This is a genomic window from Actinoplanes sp. NPDC049316 (assembly GCF_040677315.1).
Classification (GTDB): Bacteria; Actinomycetota; Actinomycetes; order Mycobacteriales; family Micromonosporaceae; genus Actinoplanes.
In genome coordinates this window covers 369,868-383,985 of the sequence record NZ_JBFAQM010000005.1, presented here as the reverse complement: position 1 = coordinate 383,985, position 14,118 = coordinate 369,868, and the positions used below count along the sequence as shown (strand labels likewise).

At 72.3% G+C, this 14,118-nt stretch carries 12 protein-coding genes and 1 pseudogene; 1 reads left to right on the top strand and 12 read right to left on the bottom strand.

The annotated features are described in order from the left end of the window. Nucleotides 1-10: 10 nt before the first annotated feature. The 3 genes and pseudogenes from AB0K03_RS10985 to AB0K03_RS10975 all read right to left on the bottom strand — a co-directional run. Nucleotides 11-811 (bottom strand): LamG-like jellyroll fold domain-containing protein, encoded by an 801-nt coding sequence (locus AB0K03_RS10985; protein ID WP_364683017.1) that lies wholly within the window; start codon nt 809-811, stop codon nt 11-13. Nucleotides 812-925: 114 nt separating this feature from the next. Further along, nucleotides 926-2,431 (bottom strand): MFS transporter, encoded by a 1,506-nt coding sequence (locus AB0K03_RS10980; protein WP_364683015.1) that lies wholly within the window; start codon nt 2,429-2,431, stop codon nt 926-928. 124 nt (nt 2,432-2,555) lie between these two features. Further along, nucleotides 2,556-3,803 (bottom strand): annotated as a pseudogene (locus tag AB0K03_RS10975) (NAD(P)/FAD-dependent oxidoreductase); the annotation flags it as partial. A 176-nt stretch (nt 3,804-3,979) separates the two neighbouring features. Here AB0K03_RS10975 and AB0K03_RS10970 point away from each other — a divergent pair. Next, nucleotides 3,980-5,782, top strand: coding sequence for a glycoside hydrolase family 15 protein (locus AB0K03_RS10970; protein ID WP_364683013.1), 1,803 nt, complete (start codon nt 3,980-3,982; stop codon nt 5,780-5,782). A 48-nt stretch (nt 5,783-5,830) separates the two neighbouring features. On the opposite strand, the gene AB0K03_RS10965 is transcribed toward AB0K03_RS10970, so the two are convergent. From AB0K03_RS10965 to AB0K03_RS10925, 9 genes are all read right to left on the bottom strand, one after another. Beyond that, the gene (locus AB0K03_RS10965) at nt 5,831-6,769 is read right to left on the bottom strand and encodes a sporulation protein (protein ID WP_364683012.1); all 939 of its coding nucleotides are present in this window, start codon (nt 6,767-6,769) and stop codon (nt 5,831-5,833) included. An 8-nt stretch (nt 6,770-6,777) separates the two neighbouring features. Next, nucleotides 6,778-8,091: a hemolysin family protein gene (locus tag AB0K03_RS10960; protein ID WP_364683010.1), complete on the bottom strand. Its 1,314-nt coding sequence runs from the start codon at nt 8,089-8,091 to the stop codon at nt 6,778-6,780. Nucleotides 8,092-8,150: 59 nt separating this feature from the next. Continuing rightward, nucleotides 8,151-9,404: an ATP-binding protein gene (locus AB0K03_RS10955; protein WP_364683009.1), complete on the bottom strand. Its 1,254-nt coding sequence runs from the start codon at nt 9,402-9,404 to the stop codon at nt 8,151-8,153. 118 nt (nt 9,405-9,522) lie between these two features. Continuing rightward, nucleotides 9,523-11,151: a phosphoenolpyruvate--protein phosphotransferase gene (gene ptsP / locus AB0K03_RS10950; protein WP_364683007.1), complete on the bottom strand. Its 1,629-nt coding sequence runs from the start codon at nt 11,149-11,151 to the stop codon at nt 9,523-9,525. Continuing rightward, complete coding sequence (locus tag AB0K03_RS10945) at nt 11,144-11,416, bottom strand: HPr family phosphocarrier protein (protein ID WP_364683005.1); 273 nt, start codon at nt 11,414-11,416, stop codon at nt 11,144-11,146. Before AB0K03_RS10945 ends, ptsP begins: the two co-directional genes overlap by 8 nt. After that, nucleotides 11,413-11,859: a PTS sugar transporter subunit IIA gene (locus tag AB0K03_RS10940; RefSeq protein ID WP_364683003.1), complete on the bottom strand. Its 447-nt coding sequence runs from the start codon at nt 11,857-11,859 to the stop codon at nt 11,413-11,415. The genes AB0K03_RS10945 and AB0K03_RS10940 overlap by 4 nt, the downstream gene beginning before the upstream one ends. Next, complete coding sequence (locus AB0K03_RS10935) at nt 11,856-12,608, bottom strand: magnesium transporter MgtE N-terminal domain-containing protein (protein WP_364683001.1); 753 nt, start codon at nt 12,606-12,608, stop codon at nt 11,856-11,858. Before AB0K03_RS10935 ends, AB0K03_RS10940 begins: the two co-directional genes overlap by 4 nt. A gap of 14 nt (nt 12,609-12,622) precedes the next feature. Further along, entirely contained in the window at nt 12,623-12,943 is a 321-nt protein-coding gene (locus AB0K03_RS10930) for a PTS lactose transporter subunit IIB (RefSeq protein ID WP_364683000.1), read from the bottom strand. Between the two features lies 1 nt (nt 12,944). Then, nucleotides 12,945-13,931, bottom strand: coding sequence for a PTS mannitol transporter subunit IICB (locus AB0K03_RS10925; protein ID WP_364683077.1), 987 nt, complete (start codon nt 13,929-13,931; stop codon nt 12,945-12,947). Nucleotides 13,932-14,118 lie beyond the last annotated feature (187 nt).

Sequence of the window (14,118 nt, the reverse complement as noted above, 5' to 3'; positions counted from 1 at the left end):
GACCGTCCCGTCAGCCGATCCGGACCCAGATGTTGTCGAGGATGCCCTGGAACTGGTCGTTGTCGGCGTACGCGCCCTTGGCCCCGATGCTCAGCGGGCGGCTGTTGGCGATGGACAGCTTCGCCGAGATGACCCGGCTGCCGCGGACCGCGCCGTCGACGATCACCCGCAGCGCGGTGCCGGTGCGCCGGCATTCGACGGTGTGCCAGCTGCCGTCGGCGACCGAGACCGAGCTGCGGACGATCTTGATGCCCGGGCCGGCGCCGACCAGCACGCAGCTGGGCCGGCCCGCGGCGCCGTCGATCTGCAGCTTCCACTGGCTGCTCGTGGTCGAGTAGCCCTTCTGGACGATGTTCTGCCCCTTGCTCGTCTGGCTGCGGGCCAGCAGGACCTCGGCGCCGAACGAGATGTTGCGGGTACCCGGGTTGAGGTCGGCCGAGCTGGGGCTCTGCAGGGCGGCCCGGGGGCACCTCGTGCCGGCGCCGCACTTGGCCGGGAAGCGCAACGCCTGACCGCTGCGGTGCGGCACGGCGCGGACCGTTCCGCCGTTGCCGGAGACGAGCCGCAGGGTGTGCCCGCGGCCCGACTCGTCGCGGATCGAGCTGGACCGGCCGCCGTCGAAGCCGTACCGCGCCACCACCCTGCCGCTCACCGCGCTCGCGGTGGCGGCGGCCGCGGTCATGGCGGCCGCTGCCCGGACGGCGGCCGCGTGCGCCGACGCGGCGGGCGTGGCGGCGGCGGCCGGTACGCCGAGCAGCGCACCGCTCAGCAGACCGGCCACCGCCGTGGAGAGTGCACGACAAGATCCCATGCCCGAATTATGACTTGTAAAGCCGTTTTGCCCCGGCTCATCGCCTACACCGGCCGGGCCGAATCGCCGCCCGAATCGCTCAAACTCCCCAGAATGGGCTAAACGGGACGGCGGTCACCCCACGTGCGCCACGGCCTCGCCGGCCGGCAGGTCCTCCCGGCTGACCTTGATGAAGACCGCGGTGACCACGGACGCCAGCAAGATCAGCGCCGCCGCCCAGGTGAACGCGTCGGCGTACCCGTCGACCTGCGCCGACAGTGCGGCCTGCTGCCCCTCCTGCGGGCTGCGCGGCGGGTGCGCCGCCAGGTACGCCGTGATCGCGCTCGTGGCGATCGTGTTCAGCAATGCGGTGCCCAGCGAGCCGCCGACCTGCTGGGTCGCGTTCAGCGCCGCACTCGCCGCGCCGGCGTCGTGCTGCGGGACGCCGACCAGCGCCAGGCTCGACAGCGGCACGAACGTGAAGCCGAGGCCCAGCCCCAGCAGCACCTGCGCCGGCATCAGATGCGCCCAGAACGAGGTGTCCAGGTCGATGAAGCGCAGCGAGATCATGCCCGCCGCGGCCAGCACCGGACCGACGATCATGAGCGGCTTGGGGCCGGTCCGTGGCAGCAGGTTCGACGCGACCGTCGCGGAGATCAGCACACCGACCGTGACGGGCAGCGACGCGAAGCCCGCGCGCAGCGGCGTGTAGCCGAGCACGTTCTGCAGGTACAGCGTGAGGAACAGGAACGCGCCGAAGAGCCCCGCGCCGACCAGCATCGACGTCACGTACGCGCCGCCGCGGTTGCGGTCGAGGACGATGCGCAGCGGCAGGAGCGGGTTGCGGGTGCGGCGCTCGATGCCCACGAACAGGATCAGCAGCACCACACCGGCGCCGATGAAGCCCCACGTCGTGCTCGAGTCCCAACCCTGGTCCGGCTTGGCGGCCTCGGTGAAGCCGTACACCAGCGAGGCCAGGCCCAGGGTCACCACGATCGCGCCGGGAACGTCGTACGTGGTGTCGCCGTGCGCCTTGCTCTCCGGGACCAGCGGGATCGCCAGCGCCAGGGCGACCAGCGCGATCGGGATGTTGACGAGCAGGCACCAGCGCCAGCTCGCGTACTCGGTGAGCACGCCGCCGAGCAGGAGGCCCACCGCGGAGCCGCCGCCCGCGATGGCGCCGTACACGGCGAAGGCCTTGGCCCGCTCGCGGGCCTCGACGAACAGGACCGTCAGCAGGGCGAGCGAGGCCGGCGCGAGCAGCGCGCCGAAAGCGCCCTGCAGCGCGCGGGCGCCGAACAGCAGCGGCCCGCTCGTCGCCAGGCCGCCGATCGCCGACGCGGCGGCGAAGCCGATGGCGCCGACCATGAAGGTGCGCTTGCGGCCCCAGTAGTCGGCGATGCGGCCGCCGAGCAGCAGCAGGCCGCCGAACGCGAGCGTGTACGCGGTCACCACCCACTGCTGGTCGGCCACCGTGATGCCGAGATCCGCCCGCGCGCTGGGCAGCGCGATGTTCACGATCGTCGCGTCGAGCACGACCATCAGCTGCGAGATCGCGATGACCCCGAGGGCGGCCCAGCGGCGCGGGTGCGGCCCCGCGTCGCGCTCGGGTATTCCTGCCTCTGTTGCTGTAGCCGACATCCGCCGGTCCTTCCCCGTGCCTCTGCCGATCGTCGACCGGCGCCTGGAGCGTGATCGTAGGGAGAATTGCGGCCGGCTTCCGACCGCTGAGCAGCGAATGAGACGCGGCTCGCAGCTCCCGCGCCGCAGCCGCCGAGACCAGCCCCAGCTGCACCCCCTGCCGCGGCAGCACGGCGTCGAGCAGCCAGTCCGCCGCCACCCGGATCCGGTTGCCCGGCATCGAGAGCAGGTGGTAGCCGCGGGTGACGACCTTGGCCGGGAAGCCCCGCAGCGGCACGCCGAGCGGGTCGGCCGCCGAGTCCAGGCCGCCCAGGTCCACCACGAACCCGAGATCGTGGTGCTTGTACGCGCGGCGCCGGCCCTTGCCGTACGAGGCGGCGATGTTGTGCGCGGCCGTCCTGCCCTGGCGGGTGGCGTGCTGCGCGGTCATCCCGGTGACCTCGCCGGGGCGGGTCAGGTCGGGTACGGCCGCCGCGTCGCCGATGGCGTACACGTCGGGGTGTCCGGGGACGGTGAGGAACTCGTCCACCACCAGCCGGCCGTGCTGAACCTCCAGCCCGAGATCGGCGACGAGCGGGTCGGGGCGTACGCCGACGCACCAGATCAGCGACCGGGTGGGGACGAAGTCGCCGTCGCTGAGCCGTACGCCGTGCGGGCCGGCCTCCTCGACCGAGCTCTTCAGCAGCACCTCCACCCCGCGGCCGCGCAGCACCTCGCCGGCGGCCACGGCGAGGCGCGGGTCGAGCGAGGGCAGCACCCGGTCGGCCGTGTCGAGGAGCAACCAGCGCGGGTGCACCCCGGGGCGGTGCCGGGTGAGCGCCTCGGTGAAGAGCACTCCCTGCGCGGCCACCTCCGTACCCGTGTAGCCCGCACCGACCACGACGAACGTGGACCGGGCCTCCCGCTCGGCCGGGTCCTCGGCCGTCTCGGCCATCTCGATCTGGCGGGTGATGTGGTCGCGCAGGTACAGCGCCTCGGGGATGCCGCGGAAGCCGTGCGCGTACTCGGTCACCCCGGGCACCGGCAGCAGCTTGTTGACGCTGCCGGCGGCGATCACGAGACGGTGGTAGCCGATGCTGCCCTTGCCGCCGTCGGGGTCGGCGTACGAGACGGTCCGCGCGGCCAGGTCCAGGCCGTCGACCTCGCCGAGGATCACCCGGACGCCGGGCAGCGTCGCGGCGAGCGACACGGTGACCCGGCGCGGCTCCAGGATGCCGGCGGCGACCTCGGGCAGCAGCGGCAGGTAGAGGAAGTAGTCGGTGGGATTGACGATCACGATGTCGGCGGCGCCGCGCGCGAGCCGGGAGAGGCTCCGCGCGGCCTCGAAGCCGGCGAAACCGGCGCCGACGATGACGATCCGGGGGCGAGCCATCTGCACTCCTTCCGACGCCTGGTCCTCCGGACGGCGCGGAGAACCCGGGCATCGAGGTTCTTCCGTCGAGGTCGACCTAGGCCCGCCCGACGCTACTCGCGGGCCCGGTCACCACTAGGACGATGCGGCGAAGCCCGATGTGACAGTCGGCCGCGGCGCGGGTATGTAAGCAGGTCATGGCGCTGCCCATCGAGGAGTACGCGATCATCGCCGACACGCAGACCGCGGCGCTGGTCGGGCGGAACGGATCGATCGACTGGCTGTGCGTGCCGAGGTTCGACTCGGGCGCGATCTTCGCGGCGCTGCTCGGCACCGAGGACAACGGGCACTGGACGATCGCCCCGGCCGCCGAGCCGGCCGCCGTGCGCCGCCGCTACCGCGACGACACGCTGGTGCTGGAGACCGAGTTCGAGACCGCCGACGGGGTCGTGCGGCTCATCGACTTCATGCCCCCGCGCGGGGAGGCACCCGACGTGGTGCGCGTCGTCGAGGGCGTACGCGGCGAGGTGCCGATGCGCATGAACCTGCGGCTGCGCTTCGACTACGGCCACGTCGTCCCGTGGGTGTACCGGGAGAACGGCGACCTGGTGGCCGTGGCCGGGCCGGACGCGGCGTGGCTGCGCACACCCGTGGAGACCCGGGGCGAGAACATGTCCACCCGCGCGGACTTCACCGTGTCGGCCGGCGACCGTACGCCCTTCGTCCTCACCTGGCGCCCGTCGCACCTGCCGCCGCCGGAGCCGATCGACGCCCTGCACGAGCTCGGCGCCACCGAGGGCTACTGGCGGGGCTGGGTCTCCGCGTGCACGTACGAGGGCGAGTGGCGCGACGCCGTGGTGCGGTCGCTGCTGACGCTCAAGGCCCTCACGTACGCGCCGACCGGCGGCATCGTCGCCGCGGCCACCACCTCCCTGCCGGAGAAGCTCGGCGGCGTCCGCAACTGGGACTACCGCTTCTGCTGGCTGCGCGACGCCACCATCACCCTGCAGTCGCTGCTCTACTCCGGCTTCCAGAGCGAGGCGAAGGCGTGGCGCAAGTGGCTGCTGCGGGCCATCGCCGGAGACCCCTCCGAACTGCAGATCATGTACGGCGTGGCCGGCGAGCGCCGCCTCGACGAGTACATCGCCGACTGGCTGAGCGGCTACGACGGAAACCCCGTACGGATCGGCAACGCCGCCGCCGAGCAGTTCCAGCTCGACGTCTACGGCGAAGTCATGGACGCGCTGCACCAGGACCGGCGGGCGGGCCTGCGGACGAACGACAACGCCTGGGGCCTGCAGGTCAAGCTGATGGAGTTCGTCGAGCAGCACTGGACCGAGCCGGACGAGGGCATCTGGGAGGTGCGCGGCGAGCCCCAGCACTTCGTGCACTCCAAGCTGATGGCGTGGGTGGCCGCCGACCGCGCGGTCAAAGCGGTCGAGGACTTCGGCCTCGACGGCCCGCTCCAGCGGTGGCGCAAGCTACGCGACGACATCCGCGACGACATCCTCGCCAAGGGGTACGACAAGGAGCGTCGCACCTTCACCCAGTTCTACGGCTCGGAGGAGCTGGACGCTGCCCTGCTCATGGTGCCGCTGGTCGGCTTCCTCCCGGCGACCGACGAACGGGTGGTGGGCACGGTGGAAGCGATCGAGCGGGAGTTGCTGAAGGACGGCTTCGTGCAGCGCTACACCCAGCACCCGGCCACCGATGTGGACGGCCTGCCGCCGGGTGAGGGCGCGTTCCTGGCGTGCACGTTCTGGCTGGCCGACAACTACGCGCTGATGGGACGGCACGAGGAGGCGCGCGAGGTGTTCGAACGCCTGCTCGCCCTGCGCAACGACGTCGGCCTGCTCTCCGAGGAGTACGACACCGGGGAGCAGCGGCTCGTGGGCAACTTCCCGCAGGCGTTCAGCCACGTGCCGCTGATCGACACCGCCCGTACCCTCACGGACGCGCTGGCCGCCAGCGAGGCCCGCGCCCGTGAGGGGCTGAAGTAGCCCATCCGACCACCCCACCGCCACCCACAACCGGACTGAAGGCGAGTCTCAGTCCTCGCCCTCGAACTCGTCGAACACCTCGTCGATGACCTCGCCGGCGACGAAACCCGCGGCCATGCCGCCGGCGACGCCCGCCACCATGCCACCCATGCCGACACCGCCGTGCCCGCCATGGCCGTACCCGTGGCCGTGGCCGTAGGCCGGCGCACTCTGGTAGTGGGTCAGAGCCTCGCGCACCCAGCCGTCGACGACCCGGGCCCAGTCGGTGGTGTCCGCGTCGGCGTGCGGGACGGTGTAGCGGCCGTACGAGTCGTGGCCGCCGCTGAACATGCCGCCGCGCTTGTCGAACTCCAGCACCACCTCGACGGTGTGCGGGTTCGCCACGAAGGTCAGCTCGACCTCGTTGATGCCGTGCGCGTACTGGGCCGGCGGGTAGTACTCGATCTCCTGGAAGAACGGCAGCGTCTGGTGCACGCCGGCGATCTGCCCGTACTCCAGGTCGGCGTTCTTGAACTGGAAGCCCAGCCGGGCGAACGCCTCCAGGATGCGCTCCTGGATCGGCAGCGGGTGCACGGACACCGGGTCGAGGTCGCCCTTGTCGACGGCCTTGGCGATCGCCACCTCGGTACGCACGCCCATCGTCATCCCGCGCAGGTGCTGGCCGTACACCGTGGTGATCGGCGTCTCCCACGGCAGCACGATCTGGAACGGCACGGATGTCTGCTGCCCCTCGCCGAGGCGCATCGGACCACTGACCGTGACACGGAAGAACTCGCCGGTGGCGCCGTACTCGCCGCTGCCGCCCTCGACCTCCACGCGCGTCACCAGGGCCAGGGTGATGTGCTCGATCTCGACGTCGTGGCTGCCGCCCGTCAGGTTCACCGACCCGGCCAGCGGCATGCCCGGCCGCGCGTCCGGATCCGTCAGCACCGTGTCGACACTCGGGCCGCCCACACCGAAGGCGCCCAGCATCCTCTTGAGGCCCACAACTCTCCCTACGAAGGACTGTCAGGTCGGGCAGAAGCTAACAAGTCCGGCTGAGTGGATGCTGGGAGCGGGCGCAGCCGTACGGCGGTGATCGCCCGGCCGGTGACCTCGGCGACCTCGGCCGTGTGCCCGTCGAGCGTGACGGTCTCGCCGGTCTCGGTCGGTATGTGCCCCAGCAGGGACAGCACCAGCCCGGCCACCGTGGTGAAGCCGCCCTCGGCCGCCTCGACGTCCACCCCGATGTCGGGCAGGTCGTGGATCGGGAACGTGCCCGGCAGCAGCATCGCGCCGTCGTCCTCGTGCACGACCGCGCGGACGTCCCGGTCGGTCTCGTCGTAGATCTCCCCGACGACCTCCTCGACCAGATCCTCCATGGTCGCGATGCCGCCGACCGAGCCGTGCTCGTCGACGATCAGCGCGAACTGCCCGCGCTGCTGGCGCATCTGCCGCATGGCGTCGGAGACCTTCAGGGTGCCGGGCAGGTACAGCGGCTGGAAGACGACCCCGATGACCGGCCCCTCGGCGTCGACGAGGTCCCGCAGGTGCACGACGCCGAGCACGTCGTCGAGCCCCAGCGGGCCGGTGACCGGCGCCCGCGAGTGCCCCGCCTCGACCAGCCTCCGCAACGCCTCGTCCGCCCGCAGCACGGCCGGCAGCGTGAACACGTCGCGCCGGGGCACGAAGATCTCGCGTACCGTCCGATCCGCGATCTCGAAGGCGCCGCTGATGATCGTGCGCTGCTCGGCGGAGAAGTTGTCCTGCACCGCGACCATGTCGCGGATCTCCTCGCTGCTCACCTCCTCCCGGCCGGCCTCCGGGTCACCTCCGGCGAGACGTACGACCAGGTCGGTCGCCTTGCCGAGCAGCCACACCGCGGGCCGGGTGAGCCCGGCGAGCACATCCAGCGGCCGGGCCACGGCCAGCGCCCACCCCTCGGCCCGCTGCATCGCCACCCGCTTCGGCGCCAACTCCCCCACGACCAGCGTGAAGAACGTCAGCACGACGGTGACCAGCACGATCGCGGCCGGCCCGGCGGCACCGCCGAGAAAACCCAGCGGCCCGACCAGCGGCTGAGCCAGCGACACGGCCGCGGCCGCGGAAGCGAGAAAGCCGGCGAGCGTGATGCCGATCTGGATGGTGGCCAGGAACCGGTTCGGATCCCGCGCGAGCCGCGCCAGCCGCACACCGGTCCGCGACTCCCGCTCCAACCGCTGCAACTGACTCTCCCGCAGCGACACGAGCGCCATCTCGCTGCCGGCGAACACCGCATTGAGCAGAACCAGGACCACGACGAGCGCGACCTGCCAGCCATAACCACCCATCCGCGACCCTTACCCAGAACGCCCGCCCCTCAGACCAGGGCCATCGCGGCACCGGCCGCTCAGGGCGCCGCGACTTGCCACAGCGCGCTGACCGGCATGGCGCGCAGTCTGTCGCCGAACGACAGTGTGGAGGTTCCGGTGTAGAGGACGATGCCAATGACGAAGTCGTCTCCAAGGCGACCGGCGAGACGCCGCAGGCCACGGAAGTCGTCGGGGCCGACGGTCGTGGCCGCTTTCACCTCGATACCGACGACCTGGCCGGACCTGTTCTCGAGCACCGCGTCGACCTCGTACCGGCCCTGGTCCCGGTAGTGGGAAAGGTCGACCAACTGCTCGGACCAGGTGAGTTGACGGGCGAGCTCGGACACGACGAAGGACTCGAGCAGTGGACCGAAGGGTGCGCCCGGCCGCAGCAACGCCCGGGCGTCGGTGGCCAGCTCGTTGGCGGCGATACCGGAGTCGACGAAGATCAGCTTCGCAGCGGCGGTGGTTCTGGTCCCGAGGTTGCGGGACCAGCCAGGGATCCGCTTCACCAGGAAGATTTCTTCCAACGCCCGGAGGTAACGGCTGATCGTCGGCCGGCTCAAGCCGAGCGCCGACTCGAGCGAGTTGGCGGCGATGATGGTCCCGGCTCTCGCAGCGAGCAGGCGCACCAGCTTGCGTATCTCACCCTTGTGTTGAATGTCGGACAACTGCCGGACATCACGGTCGATGAGCGCCTGGACGTACGCATCGAGGAACCGCTGGCGTCGGCGCGGGTCTTCGCGGGTCGTCGCCTCAGGCAGACCACCACGGACGATTCTGGCCGCGTATCCGGCACGGGTCTCGGTCGACTCGTGCCGGAGCTCGGGCCCCGAGGCGAAGACGGCGTCGATGAAACCGTCTGGTTCACCGTCGAGCTCCCCCTGGGAGAACGGCCAGAGCTCGACCGTCTCCATCCGGCCGGGCAGCGCGTCCGGAGCGGCCACCATGCCGAACAGCCGCGATGAACCGGTGAACAGATACCGGCCGGGCCGTGGGTCCTCGTCGACCGCGGCCTTGATGGCCAGGAGCAGCTCCGGATCGCGCTGAATCTCGTCGATCACCATCAGCCCGGGGGAGTCGACGAAGCCGACGGGATCGGCGAGCGCGGCGGCCCGGTCCTGGGCGCGGTCGAGGTCGCGGCGCTCGGCAAGCCGGTCTGCGGCGACGATGCGGACCAGCGTGCTCTTGCCGGCCTGGCGGGCTCCGCTGACCAGCACCACGCGGGTGTCAGCCAGTGCGGCGTTCAGCTGCGCCGCGGCACGACGCGGGACCAAGTGCGAAGCGGACACACGTCATGATAACTCGCCGCTTTCGATTTGCGCGGGCCTTGGCTTTCGATTTGCAATACCTTGGATGTTCGATCTGCGCACCCTCTGGCGTTCGGTTTGCAAAGCCGGGCAGGATCTCTCAGATCCGGGTGACGGCGGCGCGGGCCGCCGCGGGGTCGGCGGCCGCGAGGGCTCGCTGGGCCGCCGCGCGGCACTCGTCGAGGGTGTGGGCCGCGAGCGCCGCCCGCACCGCCGGGACCGCCGGTGGCGACATGGACAGGCTGGTGACGCCGAGGCCGGCCAGCACCACGGCGAAGGCCGGGTCGGCCGCCGCCTCCCCGCACACTCCCACCGGGCGGCCCACCGCCGACCCGGCCGCGGCGCACAGGGCGATCAGCGACAGCAGGGCCGGTTGCCACGGGTCCAGCAGGTCGGCGAGTTCGCCGCTGCGGCGGTCCGCGGCGAAGGCGTACTGGCTGAGGTCGTTGGTGCCGACGCTGAGGAAGTCGACGACCTGGAGGATCTCGGCGGCGCGGACCGCCGCGGCCGGGACCTCGATCATCACGCCGACGGTGGGCAGGCCGGCGTCGCGGCACAGGGCCGTGAACTGGGCCGCCTCGGAGACGGTCGTGACCATCGGGGCCATGACGGCCACGCGGGCCGTCGATTGGCGGGCGGCCGTGGCGATCGCGGCGATCTGGGTGCGCAGGATGTCGGCGCGGCGGCGGGCCACGCGCAGGCCGCGGATGCCGAGGGCCGGGTTGGGTTCGTCGCGCTCGCGCAGGAACGGCAGCGGCTTGTCGGCGCCCGCGTCGAGCGTGCGCACGATCACCTGCCGGCCCGGCATGGCCGCGAAGACCTGGGCGTACGCGTCGATCTGTTCGGCCGTGGCGGGTGGGTCGATGTGGTGCTGGAACAGCAGTTCGGTGCGGAAGAGGCCGACTCCCTCGACGGCGGCCCCGGCGAGCTCGGCCGCACCGCCGATGTTGGCCAGCAGGGCGACGTGGTGGCCGTCGGCCGTACGACCGCGCAGGTCGGCGGGCTCCTCCGGCGGCGCCGGCGGCGGTTCGCCGGCCGGGGCGGCCACGGTGCGGCCGACGGTGACCCGGCCGGCCGTGCCGTCGACGGTGACCACCGTGCCGTCGGCGATCTCCAGCGCTCCGCCGCAGGCCACGACCGTCGGGACGCCGCGCGCGCGGGCGAGGATCGCGGTGTGGCTGACGAAGCTGCCGGCCGACGTGACGACGGCCAGCACCCGGGACGGGTCGAGCAGCGCGGCGTCGGCGGGGGCGAGGTCGACGGCGATCAGCACGAACGGGCAGCCGGGCTCGGGCAGCGCCGGCATGGGCAGCCCGAGGCAGTGTGCGACGACCCGGTCGCGCAGGTCGTCGAGGTCGGCGGCGCGGGCGGCGAGCAGACCGCCGGCCGCGAGCAGGGCGGCCCGGTGCTCGGCCAGGACGGCCGCCACCGCGTGCGGCGCCTCGTGGCCCGCGCGTACGGCCGCCGCCACCCCGTCGCGCAGCGTCCGGTCACCGGCGAGCACGGCCTGCACGCGCAGGATCTCCGCGGCCGTCTCGTCCGCGGTGGCGGCCGCCCGGCGGCTGATGTCCCGGCAGACCGCGTCGATGGCGGCGTACGCCCGGTCCACCTCGGCGTCCGGGTCGGTCACCGGGCGCGGGGCGGGCAGCCGCGGCGGGTCGGCCAGGCGGTACGCGGGGCCGGTGGCCGCACCGGCGCTGGCGCCGAGCCCGCGCAGCAGGTCAGGCACCGGCGACGTCCAGGTCGGTGGCGAAGAGCCCGGCAAGGGTGTCGAGCGACTCCGCCGCGCCCGGGCCGTGCGCCTCGAGGATGAGTTCGGTCCCGCAGAGCGCGCCGAGGCTGAGCAGGGCGAGCACGCTGTCCGCCGGGACCGCGGGCCGGTCCATGGTCCGTACGGTGACCGCCGCCGGTGCCAGCGCCGCGGCGACCGCGATCCGGGAGGCGGCGCGCAGGTGCAGGCCGGCCCGTCCGGCCAGCAGGACCGAGCGGATCACAGGTCCTCCCGCGCCAGCATGGCCACGATGGCCTCCGGGTCGGTGGCCTCGCGCAGCTCCCGGGCGCGCTCGGGGTCGAGGAGGATCTGCGCGAGCGCCGCGAGCAGCGCGACGTGGCCGTCCCCGCGGGCGGCGACGGCCACGCAGACCGTCACCGGAGAGCCGTCCCAGTCGACTCCCTCGGGGAAGCGCAGCAGGGCGAGCGAGTCGCGGCGCACCAGGGCCCGCGACTTGTCGAGGCCGTGCGGGATGGCCACGCCCGCACCGATGTACGTGGACATGGCCCATTCCCGGTCGAGCATCGCCTCGCGGTACGTGGGGTGCACCGCCTCGATCTCCTCCAGCACGTCGGCGCAGCGATGCACGGCGGATTCCCGGTCGGCGGCCGTCTCGTGCAGCCTGATCCCGCGCACCTCGAGCACGGGCCGCACGTTCGTCGTCATCCGGCCAGCCTCACGAGCGCACGTCCCAGCACGCCGTCATTGTCGTCGGGATCCCAGGTGACCACCAGCGCGGGTGTCCCTTCGTACCGGGGATCGGTCACGAGTGTCACGGCCTGCACGCTGGGCACGGCGTTGGTGACGATGAGCAACCCGTGCACCTGCTGCGCGGCGAAGACCTCCTGCGCGGCGATCACGGCGGCCGATTGCAACGGACCGGAGTCCACATAGCACAGTGAGACGCCGAAGAGCCGGTGGAAGACGCCCGCGAGCAGGTTGCTGCCGCAGTCCCCGGGCACCCACTGCAGACCGGCGGCGGTGCGGCGCAGCGATTCGATGACCCTTTTCTCGTACGCCACCCGGCGCAGGTCGCGGAGGCGCAGCGGATCGAGCACGTCCACCAGCCGCTTGCGTTGCGGGCCGGGCATGGCGTCGAGCAGCATCGCCAGGTGCTCGGAGGTGACCCGCTCCAGTTGCGGCCGGGCCCGCGCCGCCGGCAGGGCGGCCATCACCGCGGCCGCCTCCACGAGCGGCAGCAGCGCCAGCTCGGCGGCGAGCCGCGCGTCGTCCAGATGGCTGAGCAACGCGGCCCGCTTCTCCGGATCGGCGGCGATGAGCAGCTTGGCGATCAGCCGGCCGTCCATGGCGGCGAGCAGGGCGTCGATGCGGTCACGGGGCATGGACAGCAGCACGCCGACCGCGCGCTGCGGCGGCGAGGCGCCGAGCATCGTGACGACGTGTTGCGTCGGCATGGAGCCGAGCACGCTCAGCCTCCCGTGGTGCCGACGACCACGCCACCCTGCTTGACGGCGGCGACGACGCGGGCCACGGCGGGGTCGCCGAGGAACATGCGGAAGCCGACCACCACCGAGCCCGGCGCGCCGGCCCGGGCCCGCTCGGCCAGCCCCGCCTGGCAGAGCACCACGTCGGCGTCCGCCGGGATGGCCGCGACCGGGTGGTGCTCGACCGTGACGGACGTCTTGCGCAGCTCGCGGCGGAGCTGGCCGGCAAGCATGACACTGCTGCCCATGCCGGCGTCGCAAGCGACCACCAGCTTGCGGATCTGCCCTCCGTCGATGCTGCTCATCTCACATGCCCTCCTCGTCGCGGGCCAACCGGCCGAAGCCGAGCAGGAGGGAACCGACCACGAAGGACACCCCGGCGGCGACCACCACCCCGGCGAGCACACCGGCGTAACCACCGCGCGGGGTCTCGGCCAGGTACGCGAAGATGCTGCCCGGCGACGGCGTGGCGACCAGCCCGGCCCCGGTCACCATGAACGTCAGGATCCCGGCGCCGCCGCCGCAGATCGCCGCCAGGACCATGCTCGGCTTCATCAGCACGTACGGGAAGTAGATCTCGTGGATGCCGCCGAGGAACTGGATCGCCATCGCCGCGGGCACGCTGGGCCGCAGCGACCGGGGCCCGAACAGCAGGTACGCCAGCAGGATCCCGAAGCCGGGCCCGGGGTTGGTCTCCAGCATGAACAGGATCGACTTGCCGCTGTCGGACGACTCGGCGATCCCCAGCGGGCCGAGCACGCCGTGGTTGATGGCGTTGTTGAGGAACAGCACCTTGGCCGGCTCGATGAGCACCGCCGCGGCCGGCAGCAGGTGGTGCTGGACGAGGAAGCGCACGCCGTCGCCGGCCGCCTCGGTGAACACGCGCATCACCGGCCCGATCGCGAGCACTCCGGCCAGCGCGGAAAGCGCGGCGACGATGCCCGCGGAGAAGTTGTCGACCAGCATCTCGAAGCCGGGCCGGATGCGGTCGGCGGTGCGGGCGTCGACGAGCTTGAGGACGTACGCGGTCAGCGGCCCCACGATCATCGCACCGAAGAACATGGGCGAGTCGGAGCCCACCACCAGGCCCATCGTGGCGACCGCACCGACGACCGCGCCGCGCTGACCGTGCACCATGCGGCCGCCCGTGTATCCGATGAGGACCGGCAGCAGCACGTGCGACATCGGATCGATGAGCGCGGCGAACTTCTCGTTCGGCGCCCAGCCCTTCTCGAAGAAGAGCGCCGTGATCAGGCCCCACGCGATGAAGGCGGCGATGTTGGGCATCACCATGCCGGCGAGATGGCCGCCGAAGCGCTGCACGCGCGCCTTGACGCCGGTGTCCTGGGCAGCAGGCGCGTACAGCTCTGCCACGGCACAGCTCCTCAAAGGGGGGGAAGGTGCGTTTGTTGTACCGACGAGATCACCTACTGTCAATTGCTGGACGGCGTCCCTCCCGCATTTGCCGCGCCCCGTGCGC